Source organism: Mesorhizobium muleiense (assembly GCF_900099905.1).
Lineage (GTDB): Bacteria > Pseudomonadota > Alphaproteobacteria > Rhizobiales > Rhizobiaceae > Mesorhizobium > Mesorhizobium muleiense.
Map to the genome: position 1 here is coordinate 191,356 of NZ_FNEE01000001.1, position 17,693 is coordinate 209,048.

The 17,693-nt window shown below is 59.4% G+C and carries 14 protein-coding genes; 8 read left to right on the forward strand and 6 right to left on the reverse strand.

Going from position 1 to position 17,693, the window contains the following annotated elements; genetic code table 11:
- Positions 1 to 36: 36 nt before the first annotated feature.
- From BLT09_RS00835 to BLT09_RS00845, 3 genes are read right to left on the reverse strand one after another with little or no spacing between them, the layout of a single operon-like run.
- Positions 37 to 1,260: a class I SAM-dependent methyltransferase gene (locus BLT09_RS00835; RefSeq protein WP_236473092.1), complete on the reverse strand. Its 1,224-nt coding sequence runs from the start codon at positions 1,258 to 1,260 to the stop codon at positions 37 to 39.
- The gene (locus BLT09_RS00840) at positions 1,257 to 2,510 is read right to left on the reverse strand and encodes a class I SAM-dependent methyltransferase (protein ID WP_167366280.1); all 1,254 of its coding nucleotides are present in this window, start codon (positions 2,508 to 2,510) and stop codon (positions 1,257 to 1,259) included. Before BLT09_RS00840 ends, BLT09_RS00835 begins: the two co-directional genes overlap by 4 nt.
- A 10-nt stretch (positions 2,511 to 2,520) precedes the next feature.
- Complete coding sequence (locus BLT09_RS00845; protein ID WP_236388171.1) at positions 2,521 to 2,787, reverse strand: hypothetical protein; 267 nt, start codon at positions 2,785 to 2,787, stop codon at positions 2,521 to 2,523.
- 398 nt (positions 2,788 to 3,185) lie between these two features.
- Between BLT09_RS00845 and BLT09_RS34765 the strand changes: the two genes are divergently transcribed.
- Positions 3,186 to 3,605 (forward strand): PIG-L deacetylase family protein, encoded by a 420-nt coding sequence (locus tag BLT09_RS34765; protein WP_329608778.1) that lies wholly within the window; start codon positions 3,186 to 3,188, stop codon positions 3,603 to 3,605.
- Positions 3,606 to 3,639: 34 nt separating this feature from the next.
- Positions 3,640 to 5,919 carry an FG-GAP repeat domain-containing protein gene (locus BLT09_RS00855; RefSeq protein WP_236473094.1) on the forward strand — a complete coding sequence of 760 codons (2,280 nt, stop codon included), beginning with the start codon at positions 3,640 to 3,642 and terminating at the stop codon, positions 5,917 to 5,919.
- Positions 5,920 to 6,126: 207 nt separating this feature from the next.
- Here the strand turns inward: BLT09_RS00855 and BLT09_RS00860 are convergent, their stop codons facing one another.
- Complete coding sequence (locus BLT09_RS00860; RefSeq protein WP_091590033.1) at positions 6,127 to 7,467, reverse strand: nucleotide sugar dehydrogenase; 1,341 nt, start codon at positions 7,465 to 7,467, stop codon at positions 6,127 to 6,129.
- 325 nt (positions 7,468 to 7,792) lie between these two features.
- On the opposite strand from BLT09_RS00860, the gene BLT09_RS00865 reads away from it, so the two are divergent.
- Together BLT09_RS00865 and BLT09_RS00870 are read left to right on the forward strand one after the other, a co-directional pair.
- Positions 7,793 to 8,755 carry an NAD-dependent epimerase/dehydratase family protein gene (locus BLT09_RS00865; protein WP_027153593.1) on the forward strand — a complete coding sequence of 321 codons (963 nt, stop codon included), beginning with the start codon at positions 7,793 to 7,795 and terminating at the stop codon, positions 8,753 to 8,755.
- Between the two features lie 23 nt (positions 8,756 to 8,778).
- Entirely contained in the window at positions 8,779 to 10,065 is a 1,287-nt protein-coding gene (locus BLT09_RS00870) for a glycosyltransferase family 4 protein (protein ID WP_091590035.1), read from the forward strand.
- Positions 10,066 to 10,220: 155 nt separating this feature from the next.
- On the opposite strand, the gene BLT09_RS00875 is transcribed toward BLT09_RS00870, so the two are convergent.
- A complete protein-coding gene (locus tag BLT09_RS00875) occupies positions 10,221 to 11,264 on the reverse strand; it encodes an NAD-dependent epimerase/dehydratase family protein (RefSeq protein WP_091590036.1) in 1,044 nt (347 codons plus the stop codon).
- Positions 11,200 to 12,039, reverse strand: coding sequence for a glucose-1-phosphate cytidylyltransferase (rfbF, locus tag BLT09_RS00880; protein ID WP_036262410.1), 840 nt, complete (start codon positions 12,037 to 12,039; stop codon positions 11,200 to 11,202). The genes BLT09_RS00875 and rfbF overlap by 65 nt, the downstream gene beginning before the upstream one ends.
- An 89-nt stretch (positions 12,040 to 12,128) precedes the next feature.
- Here rfbF and BLT09_RS00885 point away from each other — a divergent pair, with 89 nt between their 5' ends.
- The 4 genes from BLT09_RS00885 to BLT09_RS00900 all read left to right on the forward strand — a co-directional run bounded on the left by BLT09_RS00885 (position 12,129) and on the right by BLT09_RS00900 (position 17,231).
- Complete coding sequence (locus BLT09_RS00885; RefSeq protein ID WP_091590038.1) at positions 12,129 to 12,953, forward strand: PIG-L deacetylase family protein; 825 nt, start codon at positions 12,129 to 12,131, stop codon at positions 12,951 to 12,953.
- Between the two features lie 400 nt (positions 12,954 to 13,353).
- The gene (locus BLT09_RS34770; RefSeq protein WP_236473095.1) at positions 13,354 to 13,983 is read left to right on the forward strand and encodes an FG-GAP repeat domain-containing protein; all 630 of its coding nucleotides are present in this window, start codon (positions 13,354 to 13,356) and stop codon (positions 13,981 to 13,983) included.
- Positions 13,984 to 14,129: 146 nt separating this feature from the next.
- A complete protein-coding gene (locus tag BLT09_RS00895; protein WP_236473096.1) occupies positions 14,130 to 14,993 on the forward strand; it encodes an FkbM family methyltransferase in 864 nt (287 codons plus the stop codon).
- A 153-nt stretch (positions 14,994 to 15,146) separates the two neighbouring features.
- Positions 15,147 to 17,231: an oxidoreductase gene (locus tag BLT09_RS00900; RefSeq protein WP_236473097.1), complete on the forward strand. Its 2,085-nt coding sequence runs from the start codon at positions 15,147 to 15,149 to the stop codon at positions 17,229 to 17,231.
- Positions 17,232 to 17,693 lie beyond the last annotated feature (462 nt).

Genomic DNA, 17,693 nt, shown 5'->3' on the forward strand with positions numbered 1-17,693 from the left:
TCTGCGCTTTCGTGCCGCCGCGGTTGAATTGAACTTTCATGCAACCGCAATCTCGGGTGTGAAGCCGAGTTCCGCTACGAGACTGGTGATCTCCTCGCGGTAGAGCGGGTTCATGACGATGATTGATTCGACTGGCTGGCCGCGCAACGCCTCCGGAGCAAGGATCGGAGTGGCGGTTCCTGGCGCAAAACGACCTTGCTTGTGCGGATTCACATCGATGATCGCGCGGATCCGATCGGCGCCTGGCACAACGTTGACGAATGTAATGCCCTTCGATCCCCCTCCCCAGACGACGATCTGCTGGGGATTGCGCCTCGCGATGTAATCACCCAATCGCTCGATCTTGTCGCGATAGGCGCGCTCGAAATCGCGGACGAGCATCTCGATTTCGCGGCTGTCAACGGAAGTAGCGTACTTGGGGGCAGCCGGCCGCGCCTCAATGTAAAGATACTGGTCGCCGAAAGACGTCCCTGCATCCAGCACTCGAAAGCCAGCCGTCTCGAACGCCGCGTTCAGCGAAGCGGGCGTGAAATAGGAGGCGTGCTCATAAATGAGGTCCCAGATTCCCATATCCCGGAGCGTGTAAAGGACATTCGGGACTTCAAAGAAGAACACCGTCTCCGGTGCGATGCCCGGATGGGCGCGAAGGGCGCGCAGGAATTTCACCGGCTCGGCGATATGTTCGAGAACCTGGCGGCATACCACCAGGTCAGGACGCAGATCCGCGTAGGAATCGCCGAACCAGTCTTTGATAAATCGTACTCCAGGGACCGCGCCCCCCCGGTTGTCCTCGAAGCTCTTGTCGAAACCGATTCCCTGCGCACCGCTGATCAAGCTTAGCCGCTTCAGGAAATCCCCCTTGCCGCATCCAATATCGACGATCGTCTTCCCCGAGAGCGCGTAGGTCCTGCTCAGGCGCTCGGCCAGCGTTTCAACAAACGCCACGAAACGGGGGGAGTAATGAAGCGAATTCTCGTAGCTTTGCGTATAACCGATGCGATTTTCCTCGAATGAGGCGTTGAAGACGTGCGTGCAGCCGAGGCAGAAGGTAGTCGCAAATCTGCCGGTCTGTGCCGCGCGCGCCGATGCCGCGTCCGCACAAAGCGCGTTGCAGAGCAGGGGCAACGCTTCGAATAGCACCGAATTGAGCAGATTTCGCTGACCGCAGACCAAGCAATCGGTTCGAATGGAACCCGTCGACTGCGTCGGTCCATCGGCTTTCAGGCAAGCCATCTGTGCGCGGTCCGCCTGTTTTGTCATATGATTCTCGGCGTTGGGACGGGGAGGATGAATTTTCCGCCGCGTGCACGATACTCGGCCTGTTGATCGAGAATTTCGTCTACGAAATTCCAAGCAAGGAGAAGCACGTAGTCGGGTTGCACCTCGAGAAGCGCTTCAGTCGAGCGGATCGGCAGGCGCTGTCCGGGCATATATTTGTTGTGTTTATAGACGTTGCGATCCACGACGAAGTCCACGAGGTCGCGTCCGATGCCGACGGTGTTAATCAGCGTTGCTCCCTTGGCTGCCGCTCCATAGGCGGCAATCGTGGCACCCTGCGACTTTAACCGGCGTAAGAGCGTGGAAAGGTCGCGCTTCAGCGCGTCGACCTTGCTGGAGAAATCGCGGAAATAGCCGATCGCATCGATCCCGCGCGAGGCTTCATGGGCAAGCTGGTCCTTTACTGTCGCCCCCACGTTCTCGCGCGATTCCACATAAAGACGCAGCGAACCGCCATGGATTGAAAGGTGCTTGACCTCATTGAGGTAAAGCCCGTGGCGGCGAAAGAGCTTATCCAGTGCAGTAACTGAAAAATAGCAAAGATGCTCGTGATAGATCGTGTCGAACTCACAATGTTCGATCAAAGGTTCGACATAGGGTGCCTCGATAACCGCCACACCGTCATCCTTGAGAAGTCGGGCAATTCCTGCCACAAATCCGTTGGTGTCGGCCACGTGGGCGAGCACGTTATTGGCATGGATAATGTCCGCGCGCATGCCTTGCGCGCGCAGCGTTTCAGCGACATCGCGGGTGAAGAATGCACAGCGCGTGGGCACGCCGACCCTCTCGGCAGCGGCGGCAGGTCCGTCGGCCGGATCAATTCCGAGCACCCGAATTCCCGCCTCGACGTAGTTCTTCAGCAGATAACCATCATTGCTCGCCAATTCGATGACAAGGCTCTCCGGGCCAAGACCGCGGCGATTGATCAGATCAAGCGCATTCGCACGCGAATGCTTTAAGAGAGCAGGGGAGAAAGAGGAATAATATGGATAGGAATCGGCAAAAAGAATTATCGGATTCACCGTCTCGGTGATCTGGACGAGGCTGCAGTCTTTGCAGAACGCGACGCGCAGCGGAAAAATGGGCTCCGGTTCGCCGATGTCGCTGCTGGTGAGAAGGCGATCGGCCAGTGGCGTTTTACCGAACTCGAGAAACGTCTCAATGCCAGTTCCACCGCAAGATCGGCAGGCCCGCTCGGTTACCGACTTCGCATCTAGGCACATCATGTCCATATCGTCCCCCTTAGCCCGGCTCAGTCTGCTTTGGCCAGAACGGGAACGCGACCAGGTGCTCGTCCAGTTCGCAATCGCGGATCAGCTTTTTCACGTGGGCGATGCGCTTGAAGCGCTCCCCCTCGAACTCTTCAAGCAAGAGACCAACAGTGCCGAATGCCTCGTAGAGCTGCGCGACGTCGCGTCGGGCCGTCCGTTGCGGCTTGAACGCGTGCAGGCTCTCTGTTTCCTCGGCCAGCCGTGTCCCAAATCCGCCCGCGAGGATACCCACTTTCATAAAGTCTTCCCCACCAACAAACACACGTCTCGAACGTCCGTGAGTTCTGTTACCATGGGCGATCGGCGTTCAACAACGCGAGCGAACGGATGATGGAAGCGCACCAATGTGGACCTTTAGGCGGACCTTCAGCACCATGCTTGATAGTCAATTGCGACTGCGACTTAGGCCGTTTGAAGTACGCGACTGGTCAGCGTCGGCTGTCATTGTTGCGCCGCATCCGGATGATGAGACGCTGGGTTGCGGTGGCGTTGCGGCCAAAAAGATTGCCTTGGGTGCCTAGGTCCGTTTTGGTTTTTGTCACCGATGGCGCCGCGTCCTCATCGCGACCTTAGGCATCCTGAAACCTTGCGGACGACACGCGAGGCCGGAGCCATAGAAGTGAAGTAGTTCATCGTCTGGGCGCATCATCCGAAAGTGTTACATTCTTACGCCTTCCAGGCGGGGCGGCCAATCATCACGTTCATGCGATAACACATGCGGTCGTGTCGATGCTCAACACATGGCGACCGCAGAGCGTTTTCGTGAACTATGCAAAGGATCCGACTTCCGATCATGTCGCCGTCAATGCAGCAGTTCGCGCGGCGCTTCGTGCTTATGGTCGCCCTGTTACGGTATTCGAGTATCCAGTCTGGATTGGTACCATTGCGTCGTCCACGCTCAATAGCCTCGCCTGTCTTGGCGATGTTATCGGCGTGATGCGGGAAGCGCTGGCGGCGCATGCGTCGCAGATGCAGCGCCTGGAGAACCAAGATGAATGGCGGACGCTGTCGGACTTGTCGGGGGGAGATTTCGTCGGGCGGTTGCTGGCCGACTAGGAAATGTTCACACGCTACGAAATCAACATTTAGCATGTTCGGCCGCCTGATCGCGGTCCTGATGATCGGCTACACCCTCGCAAGTTGCGAGGCCGCTCAGGGACAGGGACCTCCCGAAGAAATTCTACAGTCGGGTCTTGTTTTTGAACGCAAAGAGATTGCCCCCTATTCAGGAGACGTAAAGCTTGTTGGCGATATAGACGGCGACAGTCGACTGGATTTCGTTCTTGGCGGCTTCCCCGAGGATGCGATGTCTTGGTGGCGGTGGCCCGATCTGGTTCACACCGTAATCGCGAGGCCCCGCGTCGAGTTCACCACCGACGGAGTGCTTGCCGACATCGATGGGGACGGTGATCGCGACATCGTCACGGCCGATGGGCCCGATGCTGTCAATCTCGTCTGGTTCGAGAACCCGCGGCCGAATGGTAACCCGACCCACGGTCCCAGCTGGAAGCGTTGGGAAATCGGTGCAGTCGGCAGCTGGGGCAAAGACATCAAGGCGGCTGATTTCGACGGGGACGACCTCGTTGATATCGTCGTTCGAGCGCCTGGCGAAGTGATGATTTTCTTCCAGGAAAGCCCGAGCTCCTGGGCCCGCGTGGGCTTGTTCTTCAACCTTGGCGAAGAGGGAATGGCAATCGGCGATATTGACGGCGATGCTGATGTCGATCTCGTCCTGCACGGAGTATGGGCGTCGAATCCAGGCGCAGCGGCAGCACGCGATGCAGCACTATGGCGCAGCTACGAGCTTGGTCCGTTCAATCCTGCATTCAAGGCGCTTGTCACCGACCTTGACCAGGACGGCCGCGCCGACATTCTGACTTCAAGTTCCGAGCACACCGACGACGTTGCCTGGTTCCAGCCCCTCGCCGGACCGACGGGCCGCTGGATCCGCCATGTCATTCAGCCTTCTGTCGAGGGTGCCCATACGCTGCAGGCCGCCGACATGGACGGAGACGGGGACAACGATGTCGTTGTCGGGCAGATGCATACGACCGAGGAGCGCAAGCTCGCGATCCATTACAATGTCGACGGGCGAGGAACGCGCTGGGCCCGTCAAGTGATCGACGATGTGGGTCTCCACAACGGCGTCGTCGCCGATGTCGACAGGGACGGTGATTTTGACATCTATGGGGCGAACTGGGTGGGCAACCCGCCTGTCAGAGTGTGGATCAATCGGCTGGATCCGCCTGCATCGGTCCGCCTTGACCGCTGGACCTATCATCGCATCACGAACGGGCACGTCCGCTCCTTTGGGATCGCTTTTTCCGCCATGGATGGTGATGATCTCACTGACATCATCTCGGGTCCGTTCTGGTACCGTCAACCGTCCGAAGCCTGGAACACAGAATGGGAACGGACCCCGCTTGCCGAGGGTGTGGACGCGGTCGCAGCCCTGGATCTCGATGGTGACGGGCGCGGGGAGGTCATAGCACAGCGCGGCGGAGGCAGGGCGCTGCACCTGGTGTGGCTCCATGCCGAGGACATTGAAGCGCACCGCTTTGAAGAGCACGAGATCGGAGAGGTTCCCGCCGCCAGTCATGAGCTCGGCTCTCAGGGCCATGTGCTAGCCCAGGTCGTAAAAGGTGGGAAGCCGGAGCTGGCGGTCTCGAGTGGCGGTGGGGTTTTCTATTTTAAGATTCCTGACGATCCAACAGTCGAGCCATGGCCGCGCACCCGCATCTGCGCCGAAGCGTCTGATGAAGGGATCGCATTCGCCGATATCGATAGGGACGGTCTACTTGACCTTGTCGCCACGACCGGCGATGCAAAGACGGCCGCATGGTGGCGCAATCCGGGTGACGGCTCGCCAGACTGGGAGCTTCGGCATGTTGGAAAAGTTCCTGAAATGGTCTATCCCGACCGCGTCGCGGCCGCCGATCTTGATGGCGACGGACGTGCGGACATCGTCGTGACCGAGGAAAATGGCAAAGCCGACAGCGCTAAGGCGTATTGGTGGCACAACCCCGGCGACAGCTCCTCCGACTGGAAGCAACACGAAATCACCTCGCGCGGTTCCCTTAATAGCCTTTCAGTGTCCGATATGACTGGCGACGGCAGGCCGGATCTTATCATGGGCGAGCATCGCGGCGCACTTCGTCTCTCGAGCTGGCATAATCTGGGTGGGGGACGGTTCATCGAGCAGCTGGTCGGCGAAGGGATGGAAAGCCATCTGGGAGCAAGGACGGTCGACCTCGACGGTGACGGGGATCTCGAAATTGTGTCGATCGCATGGGACGTATTCGAAGCGATCCATGTCTGGCGGAATGACGCGGTCGGCAAGGATGCTGATGGCGACCAAAAGGCCCGCTGACGAGGAGGGTTGAGCACCTGCCGGCGCCGCATGAACCGTAGCGAACTCGGCCGGCTCCACCTGTTTGCACGGCTGCGCAGGCGCTCATGCCTCGACGCTCAAGTCCGGGAAAGTGCGATGCGCTGAATGAATTCAACCGCTCGACGTGCTAAACCATTCGACGTTGTCGCTAGCAGGTTCACCAAGCCAGTGCGCAAGTCGGGCCGCTCATGCCTTTACGACGTTGTCGGTGCGTGACTGACTACGCGCACAAGCATTTCGGGTATCGAGCACCAGCTTTGCGTGCTTGGTGATGTTCTGCCAATCGATCGCATCGTGATCTGTCGAGATGACAACGGCATCATACGATGCCAAACTGCCAGCGCAGATATCCACAGAGGGGCGACCTGCCAGGTTGGCGTACTCTCTTGTTCCGGGTATTTCCGGTACGTAGGGGTCGTGGTAATCAACGACTGCCCCGCGTCGCTCCATGATGTCGATCAGCTTCAACGATGGGCTTTCTCGTGTGTCACCCACGTTTTTCTTGTAGGACATCCCGATCACCAAGATCCGCGAACCGCTCAGGCCGCGGCTCGCTCGCCGGTCCAAGGCCTCCACAAGGCGGTCAACCACATAATGCGGCATGTTCGTGTTGATTTCACCGGCAAGCTCAATGAAGCGTGTTGTTACTTCGTACTCTCTTGCCTTCCAGGTCAGGTAGAATGGGTCGATCGGGATGCAGTGGCCGCCGAGGCCGGGGCCTGGATAAAACGCCATATATCCGAACGGCTTGGTCTTGGCGGCTTCGATCACCTCCCAGACGTCGATGCCCATCCTGTCAAAAATCACCTTTAGCTCATTGACCAACGCAATGTTCACAGAGCGGAAAATGTTCTCGGTCAACTTCACAGCCTCTGCCGTTGCGGTGGAGGCCACGGGAACGGTTTGCACAATGATCTGATCATACAGCTCCTTGGCAACTTGTAGGGACAATGGGTCGTCGGCGCCTATCACCTTTGCAACCTTGGCGGTGGTGTGTACGTCGTTGCCTGGGTCCACCCGTTCGGGCGAATAGGCGAGAAAAAAGTCCTTTCCTAGAGAAAGATTCGTCGCCTCGAGCAGCGGCTGCACGACCTCACGCGTCGTTCCTGGCCAGGTCGTCGACTCCAGAACGACAAGTTGACCAGGGCGCAGCCGCTCCGCGATCGCACGTGCGCTGTTTTCGACGAACGAGAGGTTCGGCTCCCGGTTTTTGGTAAGCGGCGTTGGCACCGCTATCAAGATCGCGTCGGGTTCGCTTAGGTCGGCGAAATCGCTGGTGGCGCGAAACCGCTTGCTGTCGACAGCCACTTTGATGGCAGCACCAGGCAAATGATCTATGCCTGTTTCTCCGCGGTTAAGAAGTGCAACCCGAGACGCGTCAATGTCGAAACCGATGACTTTGAACCCCGCGTCCAGCGAGATCATGGCGAGCGGCAGACCAACGTAGCCGAGGCCCATGATGCCAATGGTGTAGTCCCGCGTTCGGATGCGGTTAACCAGTTCCTGAAGGTCTGGAGCAGTCTGCATGAGATGCTGGCAACTTTCGCTTCAATGTCGACAATAAAGGATCGCCTCAATTACCGCGGGGAAGCAGTTCACAGCAATCAGCAAAATGTATGCGCTTAGCCAACCCCAGAGCTGAAAATAGCATGGATTGCACCAATGGGAGAACAGCCGAAATGCTTACCCCAAGCCACGTTGTCAAATAAACCTTGCGCTGCCACATTTAACTTTCAAGCGACGTCCTCAAGGATCTGGGAGCCACCTTCGCTCGCGAGATCGAAGATGCCGCGTTTGGCGAAGGGACGCACCCTGCGTCAGTCGATTAAACTGTTCGGTTGAGGTGGGGAATATGACGCAATCGATCCTGGTAACTGGTGGAGCGGGCAATATCGGCAGCGCCCTCACTCGCGCGTTGGTCAAGCTACCTCAGACCCAGGTGGTCGTCGCTGACAACCTGTCGACCGGAAGTCGAGACAAGGTACAAATAGACGCGGGCAATCTGACCGTAGTAAAGGCGGATGCGAACGATTTCGACGACATCTCGTCGTTGTTCTACCGCTTCCATTTCACCCACGTCTTCCACTTCGCAGCCGTGGTCGGTGTGCAGCGGACTTTGGCAAATCCGTTGCTCGTGCTGCGCGACATCACCGGTATCGAGAACGTGCTGAGGCTATGCAAGAACACCGGCGCCGAGCGTGTCTACTTCGCTTCGTCATCGGAGGTATATGGCGAGCCTTTCGAGATTCCTCAAAACGAGAGCACCACGCCGCTTAACTCTCGTCTGCCGTATGCAGTGGTGAAGAATCTTGGAGAGGTCTATCTGCGCACTTTTCAGCGTGAGTTTGGACTGCCATTTACCATTTTTCGCTTCTTCAACACCTACGGACCACGTCAGAGCGAGGATTTCGTTCTGCCGCGATTTGTGCGTGCCGCCCAGCGCGGCGAGCCCCTGACGATTTACGGGGACGGTTCGCAGACCCGCACCTTCTGCTATGTCGACGACACGGTTGACGCTTGCATCGCGGTTCATCGAACGCGCGCGCACGAGAACGAAGTGATCAACGTGGGCAGCGACGTGGAAATGAGCATTCGACAGCTGGCCGAGTTTGTCATCGAAGTGCTGGGCTCGTCATCGAAGTTGGAATTCCGACCGCCCCTTGCGGAGGGCGACATGACGCGCCGCTGTCCTGACACGAACAAGATGAAGGCTATATTGAACCGTCCCCTGGTGCCGCTCGAAGAGGGCATTCGCCGCCTCGCCGACCACCTCTCCCGACCGGAAGACCGCCCTGCACTTAGAAGAGTCGCCTGAACGAGCTGACGGTGGGGAGTGACATGAAGCTCGTATACGTCGGTCAGCCGTACGATAGACTTTTTCCGCCTGTTCAAAACTCAATCGGTCTGATCGTCTACAATACGGCGCTGCGGCTCGGCGAAGGCCTGCAGATTACGCTCTATGGCAAGCATTATCGAGACGACACGGTGCCCGCGGACCTGCCGTTCGCGGTGCGGCGGGCTGCGGCGCGGCGTGACCGCGCGTTGCAGCGGATCATCCGCCAGTTTCCGCGCCTGGCGCGCTGGCTGCGGCTGGATCGGAAGGCCGATGACCACTCGCAATATCGTAACAAGGTTCGTCGCTACCTCGCCGTCGATCGACCAGATATCGTCCATTTGATGAATTACTGGGCATGGTGCCGGGAACTGAAGGCAGCCAGCTCATCTCATCGGCTCGTGCTTGAGATGCAGTGTGAGTGGCTGTCACAGCGTGACCGCCATCAGGTGGCCCGTCAGCTCAAGGTGGTGGATGCGGTGGTCGCCGTCAGCGACCACATCGCAAGCACCTTTCGTTCTGCATTCCCGGACTATCCTGGCGTCGTTGCCACTGTCGGTAATGGCGTGGACGTTTCTTACTTTCGGCCGAGCGAGCAGCGGGCCTCCGCATCCACCAGAACCCGACGTGCCATCTTGTTCGTTGGGCGGGTATCGCCAGAGAAGGGGCTTCACACACTGATCGAGGCCTTCAGTGAGGTTGCGGCCAGGTTTGCGGACGTCGACCTTCGGATCGCAGGGCCGCAATCGCCGCTTTCGGTAGACTTCCTGACCAGCCTCTCGTCGGATCCGCGGGTTACCGCATTGAACCGTTTCTACGATCGCTGGGGCAATTGCAAATATCGGGAACACTTAGAAGAACGCATCGAGAGCCACGGGTTACGTGATCGAGTTCACTTCGTGGGCAACGTGCCCCACAAGGACCTCGTAGCGACGTACCATGAGGCCGACATTGTGGTGAATCCGTCACTCAGCGAGAGCTTCGGAATATCGGTCGTGGAGGGCATGGCCTGCGGGATACCGGTGGTTGGAACGCGCGTGGGCGGGATGTGTGAATCCATTCTAGCTGGCAGCACCGGGATGCTGGTCGAAGTCGATGCTCCTGGCGAGCTCGCCCAGGCATTGATCACGATGCTGGAGGATACGGTCCGGGCAAGCGAAATGGGAAGCGAAGGGCGCAAGCGTGCCGTCGAGCTGTATTCGTGGGAGGCGCGCGCAGAACGGCTCAAGTCAGTCTATCAGAAACTGCGCCCAGGCACGCCGGTCCATGTTTCCACAAAGCCGAATGGCTGAGCTACTCGACCTTGAGGGAAATCCTATCGGCTAGGGGCGTCGTGCCGAGCTTCAGGAAAGTGTCGATGTGACTTCCGCCGCAGGAGCGGCAAACCTGCTCGGTTACAGAGCCTGCACCAGCAATCATCATGGCCATGGCTCCCGGCTGTGTTTGTTCAAACCGCTACCGCTAACTGCGACGTGCGGCGCAGATCGGTATCCAGTTCGCCATCTTGGATCAGCTTCTGCACATGGGCGATGCGCTTGAACCGCTCGCCCTCGAAATCCCCAAGTGCAAGGCCCGCCGCGCGAAATGTGTGATAGAGCTGTTCGATACCGCGCCGCGCGGTCCATTGCGGCTTAAACCCGTGCAGGCGGCGACCAATATAGGTGCAGTCGACGCGATAGCACCGTTTGTCTGGCCCGGCGTCGGGCGCGAACTTCACCCGGCTGTCGGGAACGATCGTTTGCACCAACTCCGCGATCTCCCGAATCTGATAGTTTTCCGTGGTCAAGCCGACATTGAATGCCTCGTTGTGGACCAGCTCTCGCTCGGCCTCGAGTACCGCGATATAGGCCAGCGCAATGTCTTCCACATGGACGATCGGACGCCATGGCGAACCGTCGCTCTTGAGATAGACCAGGCCGGTCGTGTAGGCCCAGGCGGTCAGGTTGTTGACCACCAGATCGAAGCGGATGCGAGGCGACAGGCCGTAGGCAGTGGAAGCACGCAGGAATGTCGGGCTGAACGATCGATCCGCCATCGGCGCGACCGCTCGCTCCACATTTGCCTTTGAGGCGCCGTAAGGCGTAACCGGGTTGAAGGGAGCATCTTCAGTTAGAAAGCTGTCGCCGGCCGCGCCGTAATTGCTGCAAGAGGAGGCATACAGGAACCGCTGGACGCCGGCGGCCTTGGCGAGCTGCGCAAGCCTTACCGAAGCGCCGCAGTTGATTTCCTCGGTAAGCAGGGGTCGGTAGTCCCCCAACGGATCGTTTGACAGTCCGGCGAGATGGATGATCGCGTCGAAGCCGGCGACGTCGTCGATTTCGATGTCGCGGATGTCTTTCTCGATCGTCGGCACTTCGGCCAACGTCCCTACGAAAGTGCATGACCGGAAGATGTCGCTGTCTAGGCCGGTGACGTCATGGCCGCGTTCAAGCAGCATCGGAGTCAGGACGGAACCGATGTAGCCGAGGTGGCCTGTAACCAGAACTTTCATCGATCGATTCCCATGTTTTCCAGGGCGCTTGCCCGCTGTCCCACAATTTTTGAAGGAGATGCTTTTCGCGGATGGTGTCCATGCATTGCCAGAAGGATTCGTGGCGATATGCCATCAGTTGGCCGTCAGTCGCGAGCCGCTGCATTGGCGCGTGTTCGAACATGACATCGTCGCCGTCGATATAGTCCTTTATGCCCGGCTCGAGCACGAAGAAGGCGCCATTGATCCACCCCTCTGAGGCCTGTGGCTTTTCCGTGAAGTCGACGACGCGATGGCCATCGAATTCGATGTGCCCGTAGCGTGCTGGCGGACGCACCGCCGTCATCGTTGCAAGCTTGCCATGCGATTTGTGGAAGGCGATCAGCCTATCAAGGTTGACGTCCGAAACGCCATCGCCCCAGGTGAGCATGAACGTCTCGTCGCCCATCCAGTCGATCAGGCGTTTTATGCGGCCGCCCGTCAGCGTATTCAGTCCCGTCTCCACAAGATCGACGGACCAGTCAGGCAGCGAGTTCGAGTGGCGCTTGACGCTTCCCGATGCGGCATTGACAGTCAAGCTGCCATCGAATGCGACATAGTCGCTGAACCAGCGTTTGATGTATTCGCCCTTGTATCCCAGCGCGACGGCGAATTCGCGGTGTCCATAGGCATAATAATGCATCATGATATGCCAAAGGATCGGCTTTGCTCCGATTTCGACCATTGGTTTCGGCCGGATCTCGGTTTCTTCCGCCAGCCGTGTTCCCAGTCCGCCAGCAAGAATTCCTACCTTCATTGTTTTCTCACCCCAATCGCCTACAGTGTTTTGCTACCATGCGCAGGTCGGGTTGAACCACACCGAAGAAGGGATGATCGGAACCATCGATGCATGACGTCAGGCATACGATTGGCGCTATGCTCGATAGAGCGATGTGTAACCAGTCTCATCCATTCGACTTAGCAGACTGGCAGGCATCGGCGGTCATCATCGCACCCCATCCCGATGATGAAACGCTGGGATGTGGAGGGGTCGCCAGCAAGAAGCTTAGCTCGGGCGCCGATGTCCAGTTTATTTTCGTCACCGACGGCTCGGCGTCGCATGCAAATCGGGTTGAGGGCCAGGCCCTACGGATCATCCGTGAGGGCGAAGCGATCGAGGCGGTTTGCCGGTTGGGCGGATCTGCTGATCGGGTGAGATTTCTGCGAGTTCCCGACGGCATGGCTAAGCATCATGTCGGCAAGATCGCAGACGCGATCGCTGAGTTGCTTTTCGCTTGGCAACCACAGAGCGTGTTCGTCACCCATGCAAAAGAGCCGCCGGCGGACCATGTTGCCACCAATCTTGGCGCGCGAGGCGCGCTGCAACTGTATGGCCGGCGCGTGACCGTGTTCGAATATCCCGTCTGGTACTGGTATCAGTGGCCGTGGGTTCGTCTGCACGATCGAGTGCTTGGATTCAATCGCACCGCATTGCGGCAAACGGTCCGGACCCTTGCCGGCTTGCGCGGCGTTAAGATGTTCAACTCCCACGCTTTTATCGGCGACGTGATAGATGTAAAACGTCACGCGCTGGCGGCTCACCGGTCCCAGATGGAGCGGCCGACGGGACTCGACGACTGGCCTATCCTGGCGGACGTAGGTGGGGGCGATTTGCTGAATCGGCTGCTGAGCGAGCACGAGATGTTCACGCGATACGAGCTTAATGCGTGAACGTAGGCGGCCTGAAGCGTCTCGGGAGGAAGTCGGCGGTTGGCCATGACCTGTTCGGGTTCGACCCAAAGCTGCGGTGCGGCTTCGATCCCTCTGCGACTTTACTTGCGGCCCGTTTTGGATGCGCCGCCGTTCCATCCAAGACAGAGCCTCGGGTCCGTTCTGGTATCGCCGGCCGGCCGATCCCTGGCAAGGTGAATGGGAACAGATACGGCTCGGCGAGGGAGTGGATGCGATCGCGGCAATCGATGTTGACGACTGACGCGCGGAAGTGATCGCCCAGCAAGGCGGGGCGAGACACTGAACCTGGCGTGGCTTCAGGCGCAGCAGGCGTCAGCGCGGGGCTTTGAGGAACGTGCAATCGGCGAGGCCGGCAGCCACGAGCTCGGGGCTCAGGGCCATGCACTGGCGCAGATCGTCGAAGGCGGCCGAGCTTGCGGTCGCAAGCGGTGCGGAGTGTTACTTTCCCATCCCCACGACACGGCGGCGGGGGGGGCCGCTAACCCGCATTTGCCCTGAGGCCTCCGACGAGGGGATCGCGTTCGCCTATATCGACGGCGACATCCTGCTCGACCTTGCGGCCCGCAAAGGAGATCGCATGGTGGGGCAATCCGGGGATGGCTCTGCCGACTGGCGGCGCCGCGACGTCGCCAATGTCCCCAACATAGTCTATCCGGACCGCGTGGCGGTCGCCGATCTGGACGGCGACGGACAAACCGACATCGTCGTGAGTGAAGAAAACGGGCAGGCCGACCACGCAAAGGCCTATTGGTGGCGCAATCCCGGCGACATCAACCAAAACTGGGAGCAGCAGGAAATCACCTCGCGCGGCTCGCTCAACAGTCTTTCGGTGGCCGATATGAATGACGACGGCCGGCCGGACCTCGTCATGGGCGAGCACCGCGGCGCCCTGCGCCTTTCGCTCTGGCGCAATTTGGGCGGCGGGCGGTTCATCGAGCAGGTGGTCGACGAGGGCGTCGAGAGCCATCTCGGCGCCCGAACGCGACCTCGACGGCGACGGCGATCGTGAGATCGTTTCGATCGGGTGGGGATGCTCCCCACGCGATCCATATCTTGCGCAACGATGCCACCGTTCCATCGGACCGGGAGGCCGGGCAGGTACCCCAAAGATGAGATATGGCCCGACAATCGGAGTAGCGATCAGCCGGAGGGAGTATGAGCCGGCGACCGTTGTCGGGCTCGATCCCGAGCGCACAATCTGTCACCTTCGCGGCGAGCGGCATGGGCTGGCCCCGTCCCGAGGCGTCGCAAAATGGGGAAGAGCGCGTGACATTGACGGCAAGGTTCCTCAGCGTGTTCGGCGACGCGCGCGTCATAGCCAAGGGCGAGGCCGCCGGTCTCAAGCTCGTGGCGAAGCGCGCCGACCCCAACTTTGTTCGCGGCACCTACGAGCCGCCCATCCAACAGGCGATCGCGGCAAACCTGGCGCCTGGGGACGCCTTTTTCGACATCGGCGCGAATATAGGTTTCTTCAGCCTCATCGCCGCGCGCCGCGTCGGGCCGCGCGGCCAAGTCTATGCGTTCGAACCTGTTCCCCGCAACGCCGCCGCTGTCGCAGAAAGTGCACGGCTCAGTGGGTTCGACACGATACGGGTGTTTGCCGAAGCCGCCGGCGCCACATCCGGCCGTGGCCAGCTTCTGCTCGCCCATCACATCGGCGGCGCCGCGCTTGCCTCGGCGGGAGCACCGCCGGACATGAGTGGCCGGCTGGAGGTCAGCATAGTCGCTATCGACGATGCCATCGCCCACCGAGGCCTCAGGCCGCCCTCGCTGGTCAAGATCGACGTGGAAGGCGCCGAAATCGACGTCCTGGGCGGTATGACGGAGACGCTGCGGAGTCACCGTCCGAAGGTGATTTATGAGGTCGACGATGCAACGCGCGAGGGGCTCGACCGCAAGGCCCGAAAGATCGCGGAACTCCTGACTGCTTCCGGCTACGCATTGAAACCGCTGCCAGCCTCCTATGGCAATGGCGAATGGCGGGTCGAACACGTCTTGGCGCAGCCGGTGGGCGCTTAAGAACTGGATTTGCGGCGTCATGGCAGGGATTCCACGCAGGGACAGCAAGCCTGATCAACGGGACAAGCGAGGCAGTGCGCGACTTCTGTCCGGGACTGCGACACGACATCGATGCCTTGAAGAATCTCGTACGACGACGTGAGGAGGGTCTTGTTGTTGCACCGTCATGACTGGGTAGAAACTGCTGAAGAGGCTGGGTCCGGAGTTGCCCGGCCGGAGGTTCTTGTCGCAGACGATTTTCAGGATGAACGCGCCCGCGGTGCGGTAATTGGCACCTTGGCAGTCAAGGGAGGCGTCAGGCGAGGACGCGACATCGAACGCCAGATCGCGATCGATCACGGCGCACTTCGTTTCCAGCCGCTCGTCAGGCCAGGTTGGGGCCGGCAAGGGATCTCCTATGGTCCCTTTCAGCGAGAGGCTGGTCTGGTGCTATTGGTCTCGATCACCAACGGCCACAACACATCGCAGGGATCGCCATTGCCTGATGACCTCGCCAGGCGAGTCTACCGTTGGCTGCGAGGACCCGGCATTGATCCATGGCCCGGCCGTCTGGTTTCCCTGATACGTGCGCCGCGAAAGAGGCTCACCCTTCGCCGTTTTTGGTGGTGGACGCTTAGCACCTCCAGAACCTACCGGGGACCGAACATCGACGAGAACCTGGCTGTCGGTTGGTTCCCCAGTGAGGCGCCGATTAATCCCGTGGAAGAGGGCTGCGGCTTTGTCGTTCATGCCGCCGAAGGCGAAAACGGCGAGCTGTGGGCTCGTGTAGGAAAGCAATGCCTGAGTGCGTTTCGGCGCCTAAAGAACGTTCATGTCTATTATGTCGTGGCGTTGCGAGAGCAGGGCGCTGTCTATTATGCGGCCGCCGACCAAAAAGCCCACGGTCTTGCCGCTTTTCCGATGATGCGTCCGATCGCGATCGATCCTTTCAACAAGGACGAAAAGCTGTTTGCGGGTGTTCATCAGTCGGCACTTGGCCAGATCGGGTTTCGGGTCGACACACGCGTCCAAGCGGTTCAAGTCGGGCGGATACCTGAATTTTCGACGCTGTTTGGCACCGCCCACGCTGCCGATGCACTCGTCGAAGGCTGGCCGGGGCAAATCGCTGCAATCGGGGGGCGGTGGCATTTTTCGCAGGACGCTGGCGATAACCTATCCGTCGTCGATCCTGGTCGCCCTTCAGGATTGATCCACGGACTGCTGGCAATTGGCGCGATCTCGGATGTGTGTGGTCTTGTCTGTCGGTTTCGGGACAACGACAATTTCTGGGTGCTGAAACTGTCGACGCTCGGATGGACCTTGGTGCGCAAGCAATCGGGCAAAGAGATTACGATCGCGACCGGTACGGAACACGCTTTGCGCAAGTGTTCTATCCATTCGGTCCAGATTCTTGACTGGAACGGTCAGCTGAGCTGCTTTCTTGACGGAGTTCGCCTCTTCGAATCGTCTGTCAATGCCGATTCAGTTGAAAACGCTTCAGGGGTAGGTATATGGAAAAGCTTCGACAGCGAGCCGCGCTGGCATAATTTCGAGGCTCATCCTTGCGAAGTTCCCATCCCATTGATGGCGCCTCTGGAGGCGCCTTGGAACCAACTCGGAGCAAGCCTGTCCTACGCCGACGGCTTTGCCGGTATTGCCGGCGAACTGGATCGCCGCACGTCGGAGCTGGGCGACGGACAATGGGTGAGAACACTGGGCACCGGGGTCATCGACGTCGACGGGCTGGGCAGCGCCCGTGTGCGCGCGAGCGTGGACAGACCGAACCCGGGTCGAACATTCTATTCGCTGCCATGGGATCTACCGGGATTCGCCGATCTCGAGGTCACAATCGAGCCTCCTGGGGAGCGCCGAGGACAAGATCAGCGCAGCCGGGCAGGACTGGTCTTCTGGCAAGACAGCGACAACTACGTTTGTGTCACGACCTGGCTCGACGATGTCCACCAGGGTGCTTCGATTTCGGTGTTCATCAAGCGGCTCGGCTTTGAGGAACTTTATGACGCGGTTTGGACCAATGTGGCGGACAAGGTCGTTTGGGGAAAACGCTTTTGCATGCGCGTTGCATTCGACGGAAATCGGTTTGCGATCCTGATCGACGACGAACTGGTGATGCAGCGAAGCCTCACCGACATCTATCCCGACGACGCTGCCCTTCAAATTTTGCGGGTCGGGCTCGCCGTCAACTGGGAATGGGAAGATGACACGGGCTCGGTGTTCACGTCGTTCAAGGCCCGGCGCTGAGCGAAAAAAGGTTTTCGTTTTCCAAGCCGTGAGCGGTGGTTGACGATTGTCTTGTCCCGGGTCGACTGGGCTATTTTTTCCCATGCAGAGATCGGCGACGCGCGGCTCCCCGGCTTCCGACTTCATTGCTTGACTCAGGATCGGCGAGAAGGCGGACGTTGCGTTCGAACGTGCGGCCGGATCATTTTTTTCGTTAATTCGATTCTCCATGCAACTGAGAAATGTTTGCAGAAGGCTGATGTGAGAACGCCGGTGTCGCCCGAAGCCAGACGAGGGCACGGTTTGGCCCATCGCGGGCGCGGCATGTTCGTCTGACATGGATCCACCTTGGCGGAGACTTTCACGTTAACACCGCCGTAGCCGGCCAAAGCTGGTGCTTTTGTTCGCCTTCGAGGTTGCGCGGACGGGTCCGGCCAAGACGTCAGGGTCGAAGCAGCCAACGTCAAGACCGCCAGGCGGCCG